The following is an 18,846-nucleotide window of genomic DNA, read 5'->3' on the forward strand; positions in this document are numbered from 1 at the left end:
TTGTTTTCACAGTATTTGACATATCTTCTCGAAAAGTTAAACTTTATTAAAGTTGTTATTGTTCGATTCTTTATTATTCTTTTTCGGCGAAGAAAAAGAATTGAGAAAATCTATTTAAACTATGCAAAAGAGCACATTTTTGAGAATAGTTATATAGTAATAAACTACAGATTTAGAAATGCTATTTATTTCCGTTTTGGAAAAAATAAAACTTTAGAAAAGCAAATCAAGATTTTCGACTTAGAAAACATAGAGAAAGAATTTGATTTAGTGGTCTATGGTTTTTTTAGAAAAAACATTTATAAACTAAAATTTGAACCACTGCTATCTCTTGAAAATTCAACTTTCAAAACAGTTTTCTCTAATTTAAACTTAAAATTAGAAGAAAAATCAACACCTAAATTGACTCATCCTGATATTTACTGCGATATCAAGAAACCTACTGTAGAAATTCCAAACATTGAAGTAAATCATAGACCATTAATAATATCAAACACAACCTTTAACCAAACTGATTTTATATGAAAAGAGACTATTACGAATTACCGAAATCTGGAAGCGTGATGCGCTTTCTTTGGAAATGTGCAGGTGGTGACCGCTATCTACTAGAAAGAGCTACCTATTCAGACCAAATAAAATACATGTGTCTTGGAGGAATTGTTTTTGCAACTGGAGCTATGGCAGGATTAGCTGGAGGTTACGCTTTTTATACCATTTTTGAAAAAAGAGGCTCAGCCATAGAAAACCCTGTGGACATGAATACCGTTTTTCTAGCATTATTCTTTGGAATAATCTGGGGGTTAATGATTTTTAATATTGATAGATTTATTGTTACAAGTACAGGAAAAGGTGATGGAACTGAAGCTATTACAGTTGGAGAATTGAAAAGTGCATTACCTAGGATATTAATGGGAATGATTATAGCACTTACAATTTCTAAACCGGTAGAAATAAGAATGTTTAAAACTGAGATTGATATTAAGTTAAGAGAAAAGCAGTTAGAACAACAAGCAGAGTATCAAGCGAAAGTTGATAAAACTTATGCTGATAGAGAGAAAGCACTTGTTGTTGAATTTGGAGATTTAGACTCAAAAAGAAATTTTTATATTGATAATATAAAAAAATATAATGATTTATATACTGAGGAAATGACTAAAGGTCAAGGTGGCAGAGGTAGAGGTGAAGGACCTGTAGCATTATCATTGAAGAGTGAAAGACTTAGGTACGAACTTTTACTCAATCAATTTAATTCTGATAATAAAAAGGATATAGAAGTTTTAAATAAAAGAAAAGAGGATTTAAGAATAGAGAAAGAAATAGAAAGAAATAATAATACAAAAATCGCTAATGGCTTAGACGGACTTCTCGAGCGAATCAAAATTGCTCATGAAGTAGCAGGCTTTTGGATATCGCTATTTATAACCCTTCTTTTTATGGCAATAGAGCTAACACCAATTTTCTTCAAATTAATGTTGACTAAAACCACCTATGATTATCTGGCTGAAAATCGAGATGAATTATTAAAAGCGGAATATGGAATTGAAGTACAATATGATAAGTATAAAGATAAAGAAGGAATAGAACGACATCTCACCATTAATCATGAAGCAGAACGAATAATTTATGAAAAAATGATGGTTACCAATATCCAAAAGGAGTTAACTGCATATGCCGTTCAAAAATACAAAGAACGCGAAATGAAAAAAATAGATGACAATCCAGATGACTATATAAAACCTATTGAATAAAAATGAATAAAGCACTTAATAGCTTACGACTTTTTCTTTTCACTTGTTCTGGTGAGGACAACTATATTTTGAAAAGATGTAAATCAACAATTCAGCGTCGTTTTGCCCTGATTGGTTTTTTCGTGCTGTTAATCTTTGTCGGTTGTTTTTTTAGTGCAACACTTTTTAGTTATTCATTATTTCAAGGTTCAGAATGCGTTAGTATGTCAATAGGTTTACTTTGGGGTGCAATGGTGGTAATTATGTATTTACTGTTGTTGCATACTATTTCACCTGCCATTATACCTTTAGCCTCTAAAAAGAAAAGAAGAAAGGACAATGCCTTCTATAATGAGTCCGAAGAAAAAGCAGGATTTTTATCATTATCTATGTTTTTACGTATTGCATTTATGATGCTGCTAGCTATGATAATTGCTCAACCTTTAAATTTTTCAGCTCTTTCATCAACTGTAGAGACCCAATTAGAAAAGCATAAAATTCAAGAAAGAGTTAAGCTTTACAGTTTAACAAATAAACATCTAATTGAAGCAGAAGTTATAAATCAAAGAGAGTTTAACAATAAAGTAAATACTCAATTAAGTATAAATCATGCCCAAAATGTTTCAAGTTATTTATCAGCAATTACAGCAAAAATTGATACTGATAGAATCTTTTTACAAGAATCTACTAAAAAACTAAATCAATTAAATAATATTGACAATCATGTCTTTTTAAATAGAAATGAAAATCAGAAAAAGAAACTTATAATAGACAAATTAGAAACTCTTTTGGATAATCAAATTACAAGTGATGAAAGTTTTGTTCAAAATCTAAAAAGTATAACAATTTCTGGAACTTTAAAATCTGACTTCGATAATTACAAGTCTAAGTTGGAAGGATTAGTTATAGAAAAAATCAGCAATTATAATAATTTAAATAGGTTATTAGATAAAAGCAATTTTTATATTAAAACATTACAATTGTTGCTGATTGAAAACCCCGTGTCTTGGCTAATAACAGTAATTGTATGTTTAGCCTTTTTACTTCCGATTGGGCTCAAATATTACGCCAGAGATATTTCAGCTAAAATGTTTTTAGAAATCAATAAAGAAAACCATGAATTGATTAAACTGAGAGCAGAGTTGATTAGTACAACAGATTTTGATTGGTTAGAAAAGAAAATTAAAACTATAAATGCTAGAGATATTAGAACGTCAGATTACTATTTTCAAAGAATGCTTATTGAGCATAGAATTATATTAGAAGAATATGATGATGCTAAAAAACAATTCTCAGGAATTTTAACTGAAAATATTAGAAAATTTAATGGTAATTCAATGAATCGTTTGCTTCCATTACTTGAAAAACTAAAAAAAGTAAACCTCTCAAAACACCATTACTTAACATCTAAAATATTAGAAGAATACAAAAACGAAATTGTCATAAAGTATGAATACTGGTTAGATTGTCCTTTCAGGACAAAAAGAACTCAAAATGTATCTATAAAAAATACCGAAGTAGGTCTTTTAGATTTTGTTTACAACCAACCTGAAAATGATGAAAATTTATAATCAACTCCAATGATAGAAAAAAAAATAAATATCATCAAAGAAGAACCTTTTGTTGGAGAGGATGGGTTAGATTACATTAAAGTCACCAAAGAAATCTTAACTCCAAGAAAAACCTTTTTAAAAGGAATGGTTTCAGGAAAGTATAGAGGAGACAAAATTCCTGATGATTATGATAAATCTGATTTATATGATTTTGAAATCTACGAAGCTGAGGTAACATGCAATTCAATTGATGATTTCAGTAAAAACAAACCTTTTGTTTTTCCAAATGATTTCAAAAATATTGACAATCAAAAGAAAATAAAAGGATCAGTTTTCCCAAAGAGTAAGCTGCCGGAAACATTACCAGTAATCATTTCCGCCAATGATAAAACTTTTGGTATCAATGTGCTTGAACCAAAATTATTTGAATTTTCAATTATTAGAAAGTTGCATCAAACGGAAGGTGAACAAGTTTTTGGTTCTTTCAATGCATACATAACTGGATATGTTTTTGATTTTGAAAGAGAAGAAGTGGAGGAAATAGTTGGTCCAGTACTTGAAGGCACTGTTCAATCAGATGACCCGCCTATTCCTCCTGAACCTATTCCGTGTATACCAAGTAATGTTGAAACAGGAAAAACAGAAACCAAAGGCAGCTATATCCGTAAAGAATTTAAATGCAGAAATCATAACGATAATGTTTGGGGGAAATGGGAGTATTATGGAAATAAGGCAGGTTACAATACATTTTATAGCAACTCAGGATGTTTAGGTGATTTTATCTCGCTTATTGGAGTTTTAATATTCTTAGGATTCCTAATAGCAGTTCTCCCAGGCTTGGGATATTTTATACTATTTTATTTGGCAATTTTATTAATCGGTCTATTAGCACCATACTTAAAATGGATTTTTAGAGCTATTGGAATAGTTCTTCTTATTGCGTTTATTGGATCGCTTATTAATGCTTTTAATGATAATTCTGTTAGATATAATCCACCACCAACTACAGTTGACACCCAGGAAGAGACAACGCAAACAATAGAGCCAATAGTAGAGAATAAAATTGATAATTCAAATACTCAAAAAAATAATGAAAAAGATTATCTGATAAAAAAATACAGAGAATGGAGGGATTATGATAGCAATAATTACAAAGGTTATTATACACTCAAACAAAGTGATGTAAGAAAGGCAGGTTTATATAAGACTAATTTACAAATCAGCTCTTCAAACATTAGCAGTTATGATGAGATTGTATATAGTCTGAAAGAAAATGATAAAACCAAGTTAGATGGTCTGTATAAACTATTTGACAGTATTCAATCAAATAGAAAACTATCCAATATTAAATTTGCAGAAATGGTGGTATCATTTGTACAGGATATTCCGTATGTTCTAATTTTAGAGGACAATTGTGACGCAAATCTTTACAGTGATAATTTTACAAGAAGATACCTCTCTAATCCTAAAGCAAAATGTAGTGGCTTCCAAAGATTTGGGATTAATACGCCAGTAGAGTTTCTATATAATCTAAATGGTGATTGTGATACAAGAACATTATTGCTTTATACAGTACTCTCACACTATAATTATGATGTAGCATTAATGAGTAGTGAATTTTATGGGCATTCAATCTTAGGCGTTAATCTTCCACTTAATGGCTTATCATATTCATATAACAATCAAAAATACATTCTTTGGGAAACTACCACACAAAATGTCAAACCGGGATTAATTCCAAATGAAATTTCAAATCTTAATAATTGGAGAATATCCTTAAAATCAAAGTAAAATGAACAAACAAAGCTTATTTTTTACATGCCTAGTAGCGGTTGTAGCAACAGCTCTAATGATAATGGCAATTCAGTTTCTGGCAAAAAAACTAAAAGTAAAATCTGAAACGGAGGATAAGATTAATACGTCCTATGCTATTTGGTCAGCTTCTATTTTTATTACTTTTTTTATGCTTTTAAAAGTAGCTTTAGAGCAAACAGAGAATGCAATTGAAGTAATTATTTATTCCCAAACAATAGAAAATACTTTTCTGGAAGTAATGCAACGAATAGCTATATTTACTGGCTTTACGTTCTTTTTTACGTTTTTATCTTGGTATGTCGTAAACGCAATATTCAAATTCTCTATGGGAAATAGAGTTGATAGTTATGAAATTGAAAAAAACAATATTGGCTACTTTATTTTGAAAGGAATAGTTTTAGTTCTTTTAGTGTTTTCACTAATAAGTATTTTCGAACATTTACTTCGTTGGTTTGCGCCGGTAGTTGAAACGCCTTTTTATCATTAAACGTAAATAAATGAAAAAAATAATTATAATTATAGTATTGTCAATTGTTACAAGTTGTAAAACAGACAGCAATGCTGAAACTGAACTTGAGCAAAATATAGAATCTTCAGAAGAGAATCAAATAGAGAGTAAAAATGCAAAAGCAATGATTTTGCCCAAATTCAACAGTGTTAAAGAGATGTTACTGGATGCAAATGATTTTAGTGAAGAAAAGAATACTTTAAAATTTATTTCAACAGATATAAATTCTTTGCATGTACAAGTATCCAAACCAATTTTGCAAGAAGATTTAGAAAGTGTAAAGGAGGAAATAGTAAAAAGGGATATAGTGTATGTGGCTTTTCAGGCATTTGCTCAAACCGATATAAATGAAATTACAGTAACCGCAGTTCCTGTAGAGTACGACGACTATAAAAAGTATGTCAATGCACATAAATTGACAATAAAAATTAATCGTGAAAAGGCAAAGAACATTTTACAAAAGTATCTTCAAAGTACAGATTTTTCAATTTTATATGAATATCAAAATAATCTCTGGTTGCCTGGTAAAAACTTTAGTATTTTAAAATTCGAAAAGTTAAATTCTGTTTTTAATGATATGCTACATTGATAATTTATGACACAATCCCAAACGAAATCCGAAAAACTAACCTATTTCAATTTATTAATACTGGTTTTATCAATCTATATTTTAGGTTCATTCCTGATTGATACATTTTGTACTTTGCCAAAAGAAACTTCAAGGCTCCTGGATTATATTGATAATACGGTTTGCTTTATTTTTTTGATAGACTTTATAATTCGTTTTAAGAACGCACCTGATAAGTTAAAATTCATGCAGTGGGGCTGGATTGATTTAATTTCAATAATTCCTGTCATAGATTATTTTAGAGCAGCAAGACTATTGAGAATCATCAGATTACTTAGAATTTTAAGGGCTTTTAGGTCAACAAAGAAACTAGTAAGCCATATTTTCAAAAACAAAGCACAAGGAACGTTTACAACAGTCTCTATCATTGCTGTCATGCTGTTGATTTTTTCATCAATAGCAATTTTGCAGGTTGAAAATAAGCCTGAAAGTAATATAAAGACAGCCGAAGACGCTATTTGGTGGGCTTATGTAACAATAACAACTGTCGGATATGGCGATAAGTTTCCGGTAACAACAGAGGGTAGAATTATAGCCGCTATCTTAATGACCGGAGGAGTTGGTCTCTTTGGTACTTTCACCGCTTTTGCGTCTTCATGGTTTTTAATAGGGTCTAAAAACGATAACAATGAATAATATGAAAACAAAACTATTTTTGGGAATTGCCTTCTTGTCAATACAATTACTAAATGCTCAAAATGCTATAGACGTCACCGAACAGACAATAAAAGTCAAAGCACTGAGTGAAGAAGTAATGTATTTTGGCTTTGCTGAAGGAGATCAGATAATCTTTAATTTAAGTGAGATAGATGGAAAAGAAGTAAAGGAAGTAGAAATAATTGAGTTCCCCTCTGCTTCAAAATTTTCAGATTTTAAGACATCAAAGGTGACTAACAAAGTAATCAATGTAAACACAAAAGGCGTATATAAATTTCGTTTCTACAATAGCTCTTTAGGAGGTAGAATATGCAAAGTTAAAATTCAAAGAATTCCGTCGGAGGATAAATTTAAAGGTTTCAATACTGCTGTAAAGTGGATTAAGGAACAAGATACAACATGGAATTCTTATACTAAAGATGTTATAATTGGGTATGATACATTAAAAGTTCAAAAAACAAGAAAAGTAATTTCATTAGAGGAGAAAATAGAAGACATGTTTATGGATAAATCCCAAAGGGTGCATTCAACAACTAATGAGAATGGCAATAGGACAAGTATTTTCTTTACCCTTCCACAAAATCAAATCGGCGAGTATGAATCAAGGACAGTTATCGCTTGGGCATATTGGATAGGAGTAGGTGAAGAATCTAATAAGGCGTGGCAACAAAACAGAAAGGTTATTGTTGGGGCCGTAAAGGGTTTTGCTGGTGCAGCTTTAACTCCGATAGGTGCTATAGCATTAGGCACTGCGACTAATCTGATTTTACCATCCATGGGAGAAGATGTGAGTTATGGACTAGTAGATGAAACAAATAAAAATTTATTTTATTCAGGACTTCAGTACAAAGGGTTTGATTTTGGAAAAGGTGTTGCTGGCTACAAAAGATTTACTAATGATTCAATGCTACAGGGAACTTATTTTGTTGTGATGAGTAACGACAATATTATGCAAGGAATTGATGTCAACATAAAAGTTTCTGCAATTATTGAACATAAGAAATTTAAAGATGAGGTTTACATTGAAAAACAAGTAAATCCAAAGTATGAAAAACAGATTATTAAGGAGCCGGTAATAAACACAAGAGAGTTGCCGGTCACCTTTGATTACAGAAGATAAGTATGAAAAAGTATATCATATCAATTTTCCTGTTTTCATTCAGCCTCAACGCCCAAGTCAAAATCCTAACCTGGAACGTTGAAAACCTCGGCACTTCAAAATCTGACAGTACCATCACCTATATTGCCAACACGGTCAAAGCTTATGATATTGTGGCTCTGCAGGAAGTAGTTGCCGGTGATGGTGGCGCTCAATCCGTGGCCAAACTAGCAGACGAACTCAACCGAAAAGGAGCCAAGTGGGATTACGCCATTAGCGACCCAACCAGCAGTTCTGCCTATAAAACAGAACGTTACGCTTTCCTTTGGAAAACCGCTAAAGTTAATCTCATAAACAAACCTTGGTTGGAGAAAAAATACAGTTTGCTAATTGATCGCGAACCCTATTATGCCACATTTGAATATAACAACAAGCAATTCACTTTAGCTAATTACCACGCCATCACCAAAAGCAAACAACCTGAAACCGAGATTAAGCATTTCAAAAACCTTCCGGCGCAATACCCCAATCTCAATATAGTATTTCTGGGTGATTTCAACTGCCCACAGTCGCATACTGTCTTCAATCCCTTAAAAAAGATGGGGTATAAGCCAGCTTTTATTGACCAAAAGACGTCACTAAAAAGAAGCTGCGAAAATAACAATTGTCTTTCTAATGAATTTGATAATATCTGGTACAACAGTAATTCAATTGAAGTTAGCAATCCCAAAGCAATTCATTTCTACAAAGATTTTAATGATTTTGCTAAGGCCAAAGAGGTTTCAGACCACATTCCTTTATCAGTCCAAATAAATCTAAAGTAAACGTCAGTTCGAGTATTCCGTCTCGTTATTCATAACGAGACGGAATGTATCGAGAACCAAAAACATCAAATAATGAAAACATCCTACCTTTTCAAAATAATAGTCATTTTTGCCATATTATCAACAATAAGCTGCAAGCAAAAGGAGCAGGAGCAAAGGCAAGACTTCGTCCCGGCTAACGCCGAAGATTTGACCGCAGAAGAATTAAAAACGGTTCATGTGGACACTAGTTACAAATACGAATACAGAACAGGAACCAGCGGCGATTACGACTATAATTATGATGTTTCAGGATATGATGACAATGGAAACGAAGTGACCGGCAATGTAAGTATGGAAGATAAATATGGAACCGGTACAATCACCAATGCCGATGGGGAAGAAGTTGAGGTTAACGTCGAATGGACAGGCTATGGCGAACTAAAAGCTACTGATAGTGATGGAAACGAATACGAACTCACTGTGGATTAAAATCGCTATCTTTATAAAACTTTAAAAGTCGTCCAATGAAAAAAGCAGCATTACTTTTGGTCTTCATGACCTTAGCATCATTTATTGATATTGCCGATAATGTATATATCTGCAATAGTAAGGGAGCTAAAAAATACCACTTAAAAGAATTTTGTCGAGGATTAAGCGCTTGTAAACACGAAGTCATCAAAGTGACCCTCAAACAAGCCAAAGAAAAAGGTTTGGATTTATGTGGTTGGGAAGATTAACTGTTTAATTATAGCATTCCGTCAACAAAGAATTGGGGCTTATCGGTTTCAAATGAATACCACCATTATCGTCATCATTACCATCTTTAATTTTTGCAACTGCAACGCCAATACAAATTTTATTTAAAGGAAGTCCATTTTCAGTATTGAAAGCTTCAAATATCATTTTTTGATGTAAGCCATCTAGTTTTAATCCAATATGTGAATTTTCATAGCATTTTTTTTTGTAATCAATTTCTAAATCAAACACATGTTTTTCAAGTAAAGTATTGTCTTTTTGATATATCGAAATAACCATTCTGACTTTTTCAGGACTTTCTTTTTTAGGTGTAAAATGTAAAAAATGTACTGTACTGTTTTTAACCAATGGGTCAAAAGTAAATTCATTGATTCCTTCAACAGTGTAGGCAGTAAATGTTTCCATGAACAAATATTTTAATAAAGATAATTATAAAAGTGATTGCTTTATTAAGTAATCATTATTTTATAAAATATAATAAATTCATCTTTAGGGAATTAAAAGCAATAATTGATGAAAAAATATTTGTAATAATGTTTTTATAATTAAAAATTATATTACATTTGATACAAATAAATTTTCATGACTTTACTTGAGTACTTTCCAAAATTGATTGATAGAACAATTCCTGTTTCAGTATTGCAAATACCACCACGTGTTTTTCTTAATTGGAAAAATGAAGGAATTATTGATTTACCAACTAATGATTCTATTGGAATAGATGAAAAAAGAAAGACCAATAGAAAATGGGCTTATTTAAATATGTTTGATGCTCTTTGGTTGTTAATTGTAAAAGAATTAAGAGCATTTAATATTGATTTAAAAACCATACGTCAATTGAAAGATTTTCTATTCGATATTGATAATCTCATAGAAGAATTGTCAATAGTAAATATTGATGAATTTAGGCTCTTTTTTATTAATCAACTTCCTGAAGAATTAATAGAAAATTTCAATCCAGAGTGCATTACAAAAGAAATGATTTTAGAATATCTAAAAACTATTGATGACGATTATAAATCTTTTTATACTCAGTTAGGTACAATCATGTCGAGTGTATTGATATTTAAACAATCACCTTCTATTCAGATATGTCGTTTGCCTGAAAATAATCAATTGAAATTCAGAGTTTTTATGCAAGAAATAGTTTTTGATAACTTTGATTCTAAAGTTGTTTTTGACGATATCTTATTTAGATTTTCTAATGATTTTTTTATCAATATTCCTATCAAGCCATTAATTGAAGTAATGTTTGAAGATGAGGTTTTTGAAAAGTACAATATAAACTATAATTTTTTTAATGAGAAAGAAAAAAAAGTATTAGAGTTATTGCGTGATGATAATTACAAAGAAATCAATATAAAAAAGGGTACTGATGGATTGATTCACTTAGAAAGTAAATCACAATTGGAATATAAAAATGAAAAAGCAAAAGAAATAAGAAAACTAATGGGATTGAAAGAATATGATAGAATTGAATTAATACAACGTAATGACAAACATATTATCATTAATAAAACCAATAGAGAAAAGTTATAAAATATAATAGTCCCGTGAAACCCACGGCACTTAATTAGCCTAAAGTCAAGAACAAGTGAAAACGCACTTCTTTTTTGATTGATAAGGTCAAATGAAAATAGAAAAAGCCAAGAAAATTTTAAATGGCGAAATCAATGAAAGATATAATGATGAAGAAGTACAACAAATTTTAGAATTTGTTAATCTATTAGCATCAATAGCAATAAATATTCAATTGAAAGAAAAAAAAATTTCTAATGAGAAATGTGATTTTATACGTCAGAGTTTCAACGGACGAACAAGCGGGTAGAGGTTACTCAATGCGAGATCAAGAGCAAAAGCTATTGAATTATTGTAAAACCAATGATTTGAATGTATTGGAGGTTTTCCGCGAGGATTATTCTGCTAAAACTTTTAATAGGCCCGAATTTAAAAAACTCTTGTCTTATTGTAAAAAGCATAAAAAAAATATTAACCAATTGATTTTTATTAAATGGGATAGATTTTCAAGAAATACTACTGAATCATATAGAATGCTGGGTGTATTCAATCAGTTGGCAATACAAGTTAATGCTATTGAGCAACCATTAGATTTATCAATTCCGGAGCAAGGATTGATGCTTGCGGTTTATTTTTCTATTCCGGAAGTTGAAAATCATAGAAGATCATTAAATGTGATTGCAGGAATGCGTAGAGCATTAAAAGAGGGACGATATGTTGGAAATGCGCCAAGAGGTTATAGTAATGGAATTGATGCCTCTAAAAGGCCATTATTAATTTCCAATGAAGATGCAAAATATATTAAGCAAGCATTTGAATTGATTTCAAAGGGATTGTTTAATCAAAGAGAAGTAATTAGAAAGTTAAGCGAAGTTGGTTTTGTTATAGCAAAAACAAGTTTGGCTAAAGTCCTCAGAAATCATTTGTACTATGGTGGTGTTTTTATCAAAGGATATAAAAACGAAAAAGAGATTATTTTAAAAGGTATTCATCAACCAATTGTCTCAGAAGAACTTTTTTTCAAGGTTCAAGATGTTTTAGACAACAAAAACAATAAATTTAAAACAAAGCATAAAAAAATCAATGAAATTTTTCCTTTGAAGGGTTTTTTAATATGCCCGGAATGTAATAAACCATTAACCGCAAGTAGTTCAAAAGGAAGGACAAAATATTATACTTATTACCATTGTTTTAGCCCTTGCAATACCAGATATAAATTAGATTTGGTTGATTCATGGTTTGATAGTTTTTTGAAAAGTGTAAAACTTGATGATACAATCCAGCAATTATTTTTAGAAGTAATCAAGGAGAGATTAATAAAAGATAATCAAGCAAATGCTATTGGTCCGAAACATTATCAAAAAGTAAAGGAGATTGAAGCTAAACTAATCAAAATACAAGACATGTATATTGATGATAAGATTGATAAATCAGCATATGAACAATCTAAAAATAGATTTGAAGAAACACTCAGAGAGTTGAAAGAAGCAGAGCAAACCTCGGTTGACAAGAAAGAAATTTACAATATATATAAAGAAGCATTTAAGAACCTTTCAAAGCTTGATGTGAATTATCAAAATGCAAATGTTGAAGATAAAAGAAGTTTAATTGGTTCGATATTTCCAAATAATTTTCAATTTGAGAAAAATGGAGTTCGAACCGCAGATGTCAATCCATTACTTTTGAAAATTTCCAGCATTAACGGGGATTACAGAGGGAAAATAAAAAAGGACAAATTCAAAAAAATGAATTTGTCCTTGATGGTGGGCGATGAGGGATTCGAACCCCCGACCCTCTCGGTGTAAACGAGATGCTCTGAACCAACTGAGCTAATCGCCCGTCTTGCGCTAAGTCATTTCTTCCTTATTGCGAGTGCAAAGATACACTACTTTTTTACTCCTGCAAGGTTTTTTTAAAAAAAATTACAAAATTTCTGCAACGACAAACGTGCTTCCGCCTACATAAATAAAGTCATTTGAGGTTGCTTTTTTTGTAGCGTTCGCATAAGCATTTGAAACAGAATAACATATTTTACCTTTAAGTCCAAAATCTTTGGCTCTTGCTGCCAAAATTTCGGCTTCCAATCCGCGAGGAATATTGGGTTTGCAAAAGTAATATTTGGCTTTTTTTGGAAACAATGGTAATATTTCTTCCAAATTTTTATCATTCACGACGCCTAAAACAATATGCAATTGGTCAAATTTTTCCTTTTGCAATTGGTTTAAAACGATTGACAAACCATGAGCGTTATGTGCGGTGTCGCAAATGATCTTCGGATTTTCGCCCAATTGTTGCCAACGACCTTGCAAATTGGTGTTTTTGATCACATTCAAAAAACCTTTTTTGATAGCTTCTTCGGATACGGAAAGCAGTTGTTTCTCCTGCAATACCTTTAAAGTCTGTAAAACCGTTTTTTTATTGTGATACTGATAATCGCCTAACAAAGCCGAAGGATAATCTTCCTGAACTAAATCGGAAGCAAAGTAAATTTCAGAATGCGTTTCATTTGCTTTGGCTTCAAAAACCGGTTTGGTTTCGATTACATATTCGCCAATAACTACAGGAATATTTGGTTTGATAATGCCGGCTTTTTCAGAAGCAATCGCTTTGAGCGTGTCTCCTAAAAACTGGGTATGGTCTAATCCTATGTTGGTAATCACAGAAACTAACGGCGTGATGATATTAGTAGAATCCAGTCTTCCGCCCATACCCACTTCAATAATGTTAATGTCTGTTTTTGCTGCCGCAAAATAGTCAAAAGCCAATCCAACACTCATTTCAAAAAAGCTCAATTCATTGGCTTCAAAAAATGACTTATTTGTGTTGATAAAGTCACAAACATACTCTTCTGCTATTGGTTGCCCATTAATGGTAATTCGCTCACGGTAATCTTTTAGATGTGGTGAAGTATACAACCCAACTTTATATCCGGCTTCTTGAAGAACGGAAGCGAGCAGGTGAGATGTTGAGCCTTTGCCATTGGTTCCGGCTACGTGTATGCATTTTAAAAGCTTTTCGGGATTGCCTAAATGATTGGCTAATAAAACCGTGTTGGTGATGTCTTTTCGATAAGCCGTTGCGCCTTGGGTTTGGTACATCGGTAACTTATTAAACATCCAATCAAGTGTCTCTTTATAAGTCATAATAAAAAAAGAATAGCTTTCGCTATTCTCCTAATTTGAAATTGATTTCGATAAATCCAATTTGTGTTTCCGGAGCGTTACTATCGGATTGCCATTTGAACTTTCGGGCCGCAGATAAAGCAGGGTTCACTAAACAAGGATTAGTATTGGTTGTGCCTTGAGAACGCTCAGCTTTGATTACATTTCCTTGACGGTTTACCCAAATTTTAACCACCACTTTTCCATACTCATTACAGTCTTGTACTTCTTTAGCGGGAGAACTTAATTTTCTTCCTTTTAAACCCCAACTGGTTCCGTTTCCGGACCCATTTCCGTTTCCGTTGCCATAGAAACTGTTGGCATAACGGTCACCGTTTGGGTCGCCTTTATCTCCAGGTAAATTATCATTACCATGACTGGCTTCAGCACCGGTTGTTTTAGGGCCGTTAATCAAACTCTCTAAAGCACTGGTTGTAGTTTTTGATAAAGTTGGTTTGGGTTTAACTACTTCTTTAACTTCTTTTACGGGCTTTTTTGCATCCGTTTTCTTGATAACCGGAGCATCTGAATTGTCTTGAGTCGCTACTTCATCTTCCACCGCTTCTTGTGGCGGAGTATATTCCGGCTGTGGTGAAGATTTTACGGGTTCAAGTGGTTGTACTTCGCCTTGACCAACATCTGAAGTCCCAAAGTTGATGGCAATGCCATTCTCCGGCGGCGGATCCATATAAGTTAATCCAAAAAAGAAACACAACAGAAGCAGTATCACAAAAATTACTGTTGTGATGCCAAATGATTTTTTCTCTTCTTTGGTTTCTAAAAACTTCATGGTTTAGTTATTTAGGTCTTACGGCCAATACAATCTTCATCTGATTTCTATTGGCAATGTCCATTACATAAACGGCTTTTTCAATAGGTACGCCTTCTTCTGCACGAAGAATAATAGGCATGTCTTTATCTTTAGCAGTCAGTGACAATAATTGTGCCTCAATGGAACTTTCTTCTATTGGTGTTTTATCAATATAGAACTGTAAGTCTTTGTTAATGCTTATCGAGATGCTTTTATTACTGTCGGTTTTCCCTTTTGCTTTAGGCAAAACTAAGTCCAAAGCATTAGTGGTAACCATAGTGGATGTCAACATGAAAAAAATCAATAAAAGGAATACGATATCCGTCATTGACGACATATTGAATTCAGGACTAACTCTATTTCTGCCTCTTAAATTCATCTTATTTCTTTTCGTTTAGTAAGTCAAAAAACTCAACGCCGTTCAACTCCATCAAGTGAACAACTTTGTCTGTTTTTACCACTAAGTGGTTATAGCCAATGTAAGCAATCAAACCAACAATTAGTCCAACAACAGTAGTAGTCATGGCAGTATAAATTCCTTCTGCCAAAGCACCAACTTCTATTTGTCCACCACCACTTGCCATTTTATGAAAAGCCATAATCATTCCGACAACTGTTCCTAAGAATCCGGTCATTGGTCCGGCTCCGGCTATAGTCGCAAGCATACTCGTGTTTTTTTCCAAACGGTAAATTTCTAATTTTCCGGCGTTTTCAATAGCGGTGTTAATGTCTTCTAATCGATTGCCAATTCTTGAAATCCCCTTTTGTATTAATCGGGACACTGGAGAATTGGTGGAAGCACATAACATTTTGGCCGAATCGATTCTGCCGTTAGAGATGTGATCTTTAATTTGCATCATAAAATTGTTGTCTATTTTAGAAGCTGCATTAATGGCCATTAGTCTTTCAAAATACAAATAAAGCGCAAAGAAAAGCATGACAAATAAGGCAATCATTATGATTTGCCCGGCTAAGCCGCCACTGGTTAAAAGTTCCCAAATAGAAATGGTTTTCTCAACGGGTGCTACTTCTGCTAAAGCATCTTTGGCTACTGAAAGTGAGTCGGCTTGAAGAAATAAACTCATATGATTTATAGGTTTTAAATAGTTATTGGATTGATGTAAATATATTTATAATCTTTTGAAGTAAAAGAATATTTTAATTTTACTTTAACTTCTTAGGTATATAACGCAAAAAACATCAAAATATTATACCAATTGTTTCAGTGCAATTTCAAAAGCTGTCGCACTGATATTCTTCTTGTCGGAATTCAAAGCGTAGGCTTTATCCAAGGCTTTTTTAATCGTTTCTGAAATGTCGTAGAAGATGGCTTCGTCAGTCATTTGTACTTTTTTCTCCATGAAATAGGCAAAAACTCTCGCCATACCACAATTCGAAATAAAATCAGGAATCAAACTTACTTTGCTGTCTGTCTCTTCCATAATCGAGCCAAAAAATATTTCCTTATCGGCAAACGGAACATTCGCACCACAAGAAATCACATCCAATCCGTTAGCAATTAAGTTATCGATTTGGTCTTTGGTTACCAATCTTGAAGCCGCACATGGTGCAAAAATATCAGCACCTAATGTCCAAATTTTTTCATTGATTTCGGCAAACGGAATCATATTTTGGGCTACCAATTTATTACCATCTTTATTCAAGAACAACATTTTGATTTCTTCAAAAGAGAAACCTTCTTCGTTAATCACACCACCATCTCGGTCGATGATTCCGACTACTTTGGCGCCCATTTCGGCCAAATAAAAAGCAGCAGCAGAACCTACATTTCCAAAACCTTGCACAATCGCTTTTTTACCTTGTACATCGCCACCGTAAATGTTATAGTAATGACGAACCGCTTCAGCAACACCAAAACCGGTAATCATATCGGCTACAGTATATTTTCGCAGTACATCCGGAGAGAATTTCGGGTTTTCGATTACCTTAATTACACCGTGACGCAATTGTCCGATTCTGTTGATTTTATCAGCTTCTGTTGGTTTGAAATGGCCGTTGAAAACACCTTCTTGCGGATGCCAAACACCACATTCTTCCGTAAACGGAATTACTTCGTGGATTTCGTCAACATTCAAATCGCCACCGGTTCCGTAATAACTTTTTAGCAAAGGAGAAACCGCTTTGTACCAACGTTGCAACACGCCTTTTTTACGCGGGTCATTTGGGTCAAAGTTGATTCCCGATTTCGCACCACCAATCGCCGGACCGGAAACAGAGAATTTTACTTCCATAGTCTTCGCCAAAGACAATACTTCATTCATGTCTAATCCTTTTCTCATTCGGGTTCCGCCACCGGCTGCACCACCGCGAAGTGAATTAATTACAGTCCATCCTTCGGCTTCTGTCTCAGCGTCTTTCCAGTTGAATACTATTTCGGGTTCTTTGTTTTCGAATTTTTTTAATAATTCCTTCATTGTGTTGTTAGTTTATTTGTGGTGCAAATATAAAAAATAGGTTCGTGTAAAGAGATGTTTTTGTCATAATTTGAGAGTTACGCGTCTAAATTGAAATTTTGAGATTGTGAGCTTTTACACAAAAAAAAGGAATTTTCATCTTGAATGAAAATTCCTTTTTTATGGATTTTTAAAATGAGAGCTATAACTGTTTATTTGACAAATTTAAAAGCTTTATTGTGGCTGTCTATTTTTAGTATGTAAATACCGCTGCGTAATACATTAATATCAATACTGTTTTCGACTTCCGAAAGTTTAGCAGAAATTATTTTCTGACCAGATATATTATAAATTGTTGCGTTTTGGCTACTTTCTAATCCGCTTACAGTAAGGGTTGTTTTGGAATTATAAATAGAAATAGTATTTAAGTTGTCAAAATCAGTTGTAGATAAATCAGCATCTTGTATTACAACCACTTTTCCTTGGTTGAGCAAAGTCATGTAGAGTTTATCTCCAATCAAAACAACATCTCTAAAATTAGCGTTAAATGGGGTTCCGTTAATATCTTGGTAAGTAGTATTTTTGGCTACATAGGTTAATGCATTTGCAGTATTAAGGTTTTTTGTTCCTACAAGATTTCCCTCAGTAACGAATATACTTGAGCCATTTACGAAAATTCCTTTATTAAAATTTAGCCCGCTAAAGTATTCAGATACCACAATCGGAGCAACTGTAGTATCAAATCCAAAAACCTTGCCCTCGCCACCTACAGATATAAGCAAGTTATTATTATAAAAAGTCATATCTCTAGCCTCATAATTTGAACTAAGATTACTCACTAAAACTGTGGCTGTAGGGTTAACGACAGCTGTATTTATTCTATGAATTTGAACCGTAAAGTTATCCTCACCGTCCGGATCAGTTTCGCTTGAAAAATAAATAAAAGATCCATTAGCTGTCAAAGAAGATACATACTGCATCGTGGTGTAAATTACATTTGCCGGAGCTGTCAGATTAGTTAAATCCAATGATATAATCCTGCAACCCAAAAAAGTATCTGTAGATTCAGAATAATTTTCTTCCGAGATATACATAGTAGTACCGCTGATGGTCAGATTGGTCATGTAAAAATCTGTAGGTGCGGTGTATATAACCGTTGGAGTAGGGTCAGGAACTGTCGTATTTATTTTGTATATATTTCCGATTCCCTGTACATACAATGTCGTTCCTTGGGAAACCATTGCTGATGGTTCAGCTAAATTAGATACATAATCAATCGCTTCCTGTTGTGCATAGGCGTTGAAAAATCCGATACTTAAAAATGCTAATAGTAGTTTTGCTGTCATACGTTTTTTTTTACAAATATAATCATAAGACATGAGGAAGGCAACCC

21 protein-coding genes and 1 tRNA gene are annotated in these 18,846 nt (G+C 32.8%); 14 read left to right on the forward strand and 8 right to left on the reverse strand.

Going from position 1 to position 18,846, the window contains the following annotated elements; all coding sequences use genetic code 11:
• The 11 genes from B3C16_RS08860 to B3C16_RS08910 all read left to right on the forward strand — a co-directional run bounded on the left by B3C16_RS08860 (position 1) and on the right by B3C16_RS08910 (position 9,530).
• Positions 1-525, forward strand: coding sequence for a hypothetical protein (locus B3C16_RS08860; RefSeq protein WP_291130990.1), 525 nt, complete (start codon positions 1-3; stop codon positions 523-525).
• Positions 522-1,748 (forward strand): DUF4407 domain-containing protein, encoded by a 1,227-nt coding sequence (locus tag B3C16_RS08865; RefSeq protein WP_291130992.1) that lies wholly within the window; start codon positions 522-524, stop codon positions 1,746-1,748. The genes B3C16_RS08860 and B3C16_RS08865 overlap by 4 nt, the downstream gene beginning before the upstream one ends.
• Before the next feature lie 2 nt (positions 1,749-1,750).
• Positions 1,751-3,298 carry a DUF4407 domain-containing protein gene (locus B3C16_RS08870; protein ID WP_291130994.1) on the forward strand — a complete coding sequence of 516 codons (1,548 nt, stop codon included), beginning with the start codon at positions 1,751-1,753 and terminating at the stop codon, positions 3,296-3,298.
• Between the two features lie 9 nt (positions 3,299-3,307).
• Positions 3,308-5,071 (forward strand): hypothetical protein, encoded by a 1,764-nt coding sequence (locus tag B3C16_RS08875; RefSeq protein ID WP_291130996.1) that lies wholly within the window; start codon positions 3,308-3,310, stop codon positions 5,069-5,071.
• Position 5,072: 1 nt separating this feature from the next.
• Positions 5,073-5,582 carry a hypothetical protein gene (locus B3C16_RS08880; RefSeq protein ID WP_291130998.1) on the forward strand — a complete coding sequence of 170 codons (510 nt, stop codon included), beginning with the start codon at positions 5,073-5,075 and terminating at the stop codon, positions 5,580-5,582.
• A gap of 10 nt (positions 5,583-5,592) precedes the next feature.
• Complete coding sequence (locus B3C16_RS08885; protein WP_291131001.1) at positions 5,593-6,192, forward strand: hypothetical protein; 600 nt, start codon at positions 5,593-5,595, stop codon at positions 6,190-6,192.
• Positions 6,193-6,198: 6 nt separating this feature from the next.
• The gene (locus B3C16_RS08890; RefSeq protein WP_291131003.1) at positions 6,199-6,867 is read left to right on the forward strand and encodes a potassium channel family protein; all 669 of its coding nucleotides are present in this window, start codon (positions 6,199-6,201) and stop codon (positions 6,865-6,867) included.
• 1 nt (position 6,868) lies between these two features.
• On the forward strand, positions 6,869-8,008 hold the full coding sequence (locus B3C16_RS08895; protein WP_291131005.1) for a hypothetical protein: 1,140 nt from the start codon (positions 6,869-6,871) through the stop codon (positions 8,006-8,008).
• 2 nt (positions 8,009-8,010) lie between these two features.
• The gene (locus B3C16_RS08900) at positions 8,011-8,811 is read left to right on the forward strand and encodes an endonuclease/exonuclease/phosphatase family protein (protein WP_291131007.1); all 801 of its coding nucleotides are present in this window, start codon (positions 8,011-8,013) and stop codon (positions 8,809-8,811) included.
• Positions 8,812-8,883: 72 nt separating this feature from the next.
• Positions 8,884-9,282, forward strand: coding sequence for a hypothetical protein (locus tag B3C16_RS08905; protein WP_291131009.1), 399 nt, complete (start codon positions 8,884-8,886; stop codon positions 9,280-9,282).
• Between the two features lie 35 nt (positions 9,283-9,317).
• Complete coding sequence (locus tag B3C16_RS08910) at positions 9,318-9,530, forward strand: hypothetical protein (RefSeq protein ID WP_291131011.1); 213 nt, start codon at positions 9,318-9,320, stop codon at positions 9,528-9,530.
• Positions 9,531-9,534: 4 nt separating this feature from the next.
• Here B3C16_RS08910 and B3C16_RS08915 read toward each other — a convergent pair whose 3' ends face one another.
• Positions 9,535-9,954, reverse strand: coding sequence for a hypothetical protein (locus B3C16_RS08915; RefSeq protein ID WP_291131013.1), 420 nt, complete (start codon positions 9,952-9,954; stop codon positions 9,535-9,537).
• Between the two features lie 177 nt (positions 9,955-10,131).
• On the opposite strand from B3C16_RS08915, the gene B3C16_RS08920 reads away from it, so the two are divergent.
• The 3 genes from B3C16_RS08920 to B3C16_RS16505 all read left to right on the forward strand — a co-directional run bounded on the left by B3C16_RS08920 (position 10,132) and on the right by B3C16_RS16505 (position 12,872).
• On the forward strand, positions 10,132-11,088 hold the full coding sequence (locus B3C16_RS08920; protein ID WP_291131015.1) for an AbrB/MazE/SpoVT family DNA-binding domain-containing protein: 957 nt from the start codon (positions 10,132-10,134) through the stop codon (positions 11,086-11,088).
• Between the two features lie 91 nt (positions 11,089-11,179).
• Positions 11,180-11,377 (forward strand): hypothetical protein, encoded by a 198-nt coding sequence (locus B3C16_RS08925; RefSeq protein WP_291131017.1) that lies wholly within the window; start codon positions 11,180-11,182, stop codon positions 11,375-11,377.
• 10 nt (positions 11,378-11,387) lie between these two features.
• The gene (locus B3C16_RS16505; RefSeq protein WP_414655263.1) at positions 11,388-12,872 is read left to right on the forward strand and encodes a recombinase family protein; all 1,485 of its coding nucleotides are present in this window, start codon (positions 11,388-11,390) and stop codon (positions 12,870-12,872) included.
• Here B3C16_RS16505 and B3C16_RS08930 read toward each other — a convergent pair.
• The 7 genes from B3C16_RS08930 to B3C16_RS08960 form a co-directional block, all read right to left on the reverse strand.
• Positions 12,829-12,906: transfer RNA gene (locus B3C16_RS08930), tRNA-Val, on the reverse strand. The two genes, B3C16_RS16505 and B3C16_RS08930, sit on opposite strands and share 44 nt — an antisense overlap.
• Before the next feature lie 83 nt (positions 12,907-12,989).
• Complete coding sequence (locus tag B3C16_RS08935; RefSeq protein ID WP_291131019.1) at positions 12,990-14,210, reverse strand: bifunctional folylpolyglutamate synthase/dihydrofolate synthase; 1,221 nt, start codon at positions 14,208-14,210, stop codon at positions 12,990-12,992.
• Positions 14,211-14,232: 22 nt separating this feature from the next.
• Positions 14,233-15,018, reverse strand: a complete 786-nt coding sequence (locus B3C16_RS08940; RefSeq protein WP_291131021.1) for an energy transducer TonB — start codon at positions 15,016-15,018, stop codon at positions 14,233-14,235.
• Between the two features lie 7 nt (positions 15,019-15,025).
• Positions 15,026-15,418, reverse strand: a complete 393-nt coding sequence (locus B3C16_RS08945; protein ID WP_291131023.1) for an ExbD/TolR family protein — start codon at positions 15,416-15,418, stop codon at positions 15,026-15,028.
• 1 nt (position 15,419) lies between these two features.
• A complete protein-coding gene (locus tag B3C16_RS08950) occupies positions 15,420-16,124 on the reverse strand; it encodes a MotA/TolQ/ExbB proton channel family protein (RefSeq protein ID WP_121312799.1) in 705 nt (234 codons plus the stop codon).
• 123 nt (positions 16,125-16,247) lie between these two features.
• Positions 16,248-17,474 carry a Glu/Leu/Phe/Val dehydrogenase dimerization domain-containing protein gene (locus B3C16_RS08955; RefSeq protein ID WP_121312800.1) on the reverse strand — a complete coding sequence of 409 codons (1,227 nt, stop codon included), beginning with the start codon at positions 17,472-17,474 and terminating at the stop codon, positions 16,248-16,250.
• A gap of 191 nt (positions 17,475-17,665) precedes the next feature.
• A complete protein-coding gene (locus B3C16_RS08960; RefSeq protein ID WP_291131025.1) occupies positions 17,666-18,799 on the reverse strand; it encodes a T9SS type A sorting domain-containing protein in 1,134 nt (377 codons plus the stop codon).
• Between the last annotated feature and the right edge of the window lie 47 nt (positions 18,800-18,846).

The organism is Flavobacterium sp. UBA7682 (assembly GCF_002482945.1).
Lineage (GTDB): Bacteria > Bacteroidota > Bacteroidia > Flavobacteriales > Flavobacteriaceae > Flavobacterium.

Coding starts and splice junctions, on each gene's coding strand:
- B3C16_RS08865 (WP_291130992.1), top strand. CDS start 522: ATGAAAAGAGACTATTACGAATTACCGAAATCTGGAAGCGTGATGCGC.
- B3C16_RS08870 (WP_291130994.1), top strand. CDS start 1,751: ATGAATAAAGCACTTAATAGCTTACGACTTTTTCTTTTCACTTGTTCT.
- B3C16_RS08875 (WP_291130996.1), top strand. CDS start 3,308: ATGATAGAAAAAAAAATAAATATCATCAAAGAAGAACCTTTTGTTGGA.
- B3C16_RS08880 (WP_291130998.1), top strand. CDS start 5,073: ATGAACAAACAAAGCTTATTTTTTACATGCCTAGTAGCGGTTGTAGCA.
- B3C16_RS08885 (WP_291131001.1), top strand. CDS start 5,593: ATGAAAAAAATAATTATAATTATAGTATTGTCAATTGTTACAAGTTGT.
- B3C16_RS08890 (WP_291131003.1), top strand. CDS start 6,199: ATGACACAATCCCAAACGAAATCCGAAAAACTAACCTATTTCAATTTA.
- B3C16_RS08895 (WP_291131005.1), top strand. CDS start 6,869: ATGAAAACAAAACTATTTTTGGGAATTGCCTTCTTGTCAATACAATTA.
- B3C16_RS08900 (WP_291131007.1), top strand. CDS start 8,011: ATGAAAAAGTATATCATATCAATTTTCCTGTTTTCATTCAGCCTCAAC.
- B3C16_RS08905 (WP_291131009.1), top strand. CDS start 8,884: ATGAAAACATCCTACCTTTTCAAAATAATAGTCATTTTTGCCATATTA.
- B3C16_RS08910 (WP_291131011.1), top strand. CDS start 9,318: ATGAAAAAAGCAGCATTACTTTTGGTCTTCATGACCTTAGCATCATTT.
- B3C16_RS08915 (WP_291131013.1), bottom strand. CDS start 9,954: ATGGAAACATTTACTGCCTACACTGTTGAAGGAATCAATGAATTTACT.
- B3C16_RS08920 (WP_291131015.1), top strand. CDS start 10,132: ATGACTTTACTTGAGTACTTTCCAAAATTGATTGATAGAACAATTCCT.
- B3C16_RS08925 (WP_291131017.1), top strand. CDS start 11,180: ATGAAAATAGAAAAAGCCAAGAAAATTTTAAATGGCGAAATCAATGAA.
- B3C16_RS16505 (WP_414655263.1), top strand. CDS start 11,388: ATGCGAGATCAAGAGCAAAAGCTATTGAATTATTGTAAAACCAATGAT.
- B3C16_RS08935 (WP_291131019.1), bottom strand. CDS start 14,210: ATGACTTATAAAGAGACACTTGATTGGATGTTTAATAAGTTACCGATG.
- B3C16_RS08940 (WP_291131021.1), bottom strand. CDS start 15,018: ATGAAGTTTTTAGAAACCAAAGAAGAGAAAAAATCATTTGGCATCACA.
- B3C16_RS08945 (WP_291131023.1), bottom strand. CDS start 15,418: ATGAATTTAAGAGGCAGAAATAGAGTTAGTCCTGAATTCAATATGTCG.
- B3C16_RS08950 (WP_121312799.1), bottom strand. CDS start 16,124: ATGAGTTTATTTCTTCAAGCCGACTCACTTTCAGTAGCCAAAGATGCT.
- B3C16_RS08955 (WP_121312800.1), bottom strand. CDS start 17,474: ATGAAGGAATTATTAAAAAAATTCGAAAACAAAGAACCCGAAATAGTA.
- B3C16_RS08960 (WP_291131025.1), bottom strand. CDS start 18,799: ATGACAGCAAAACTACTATTAGCATTTTTAAGTATCGGATTTTTCAAC.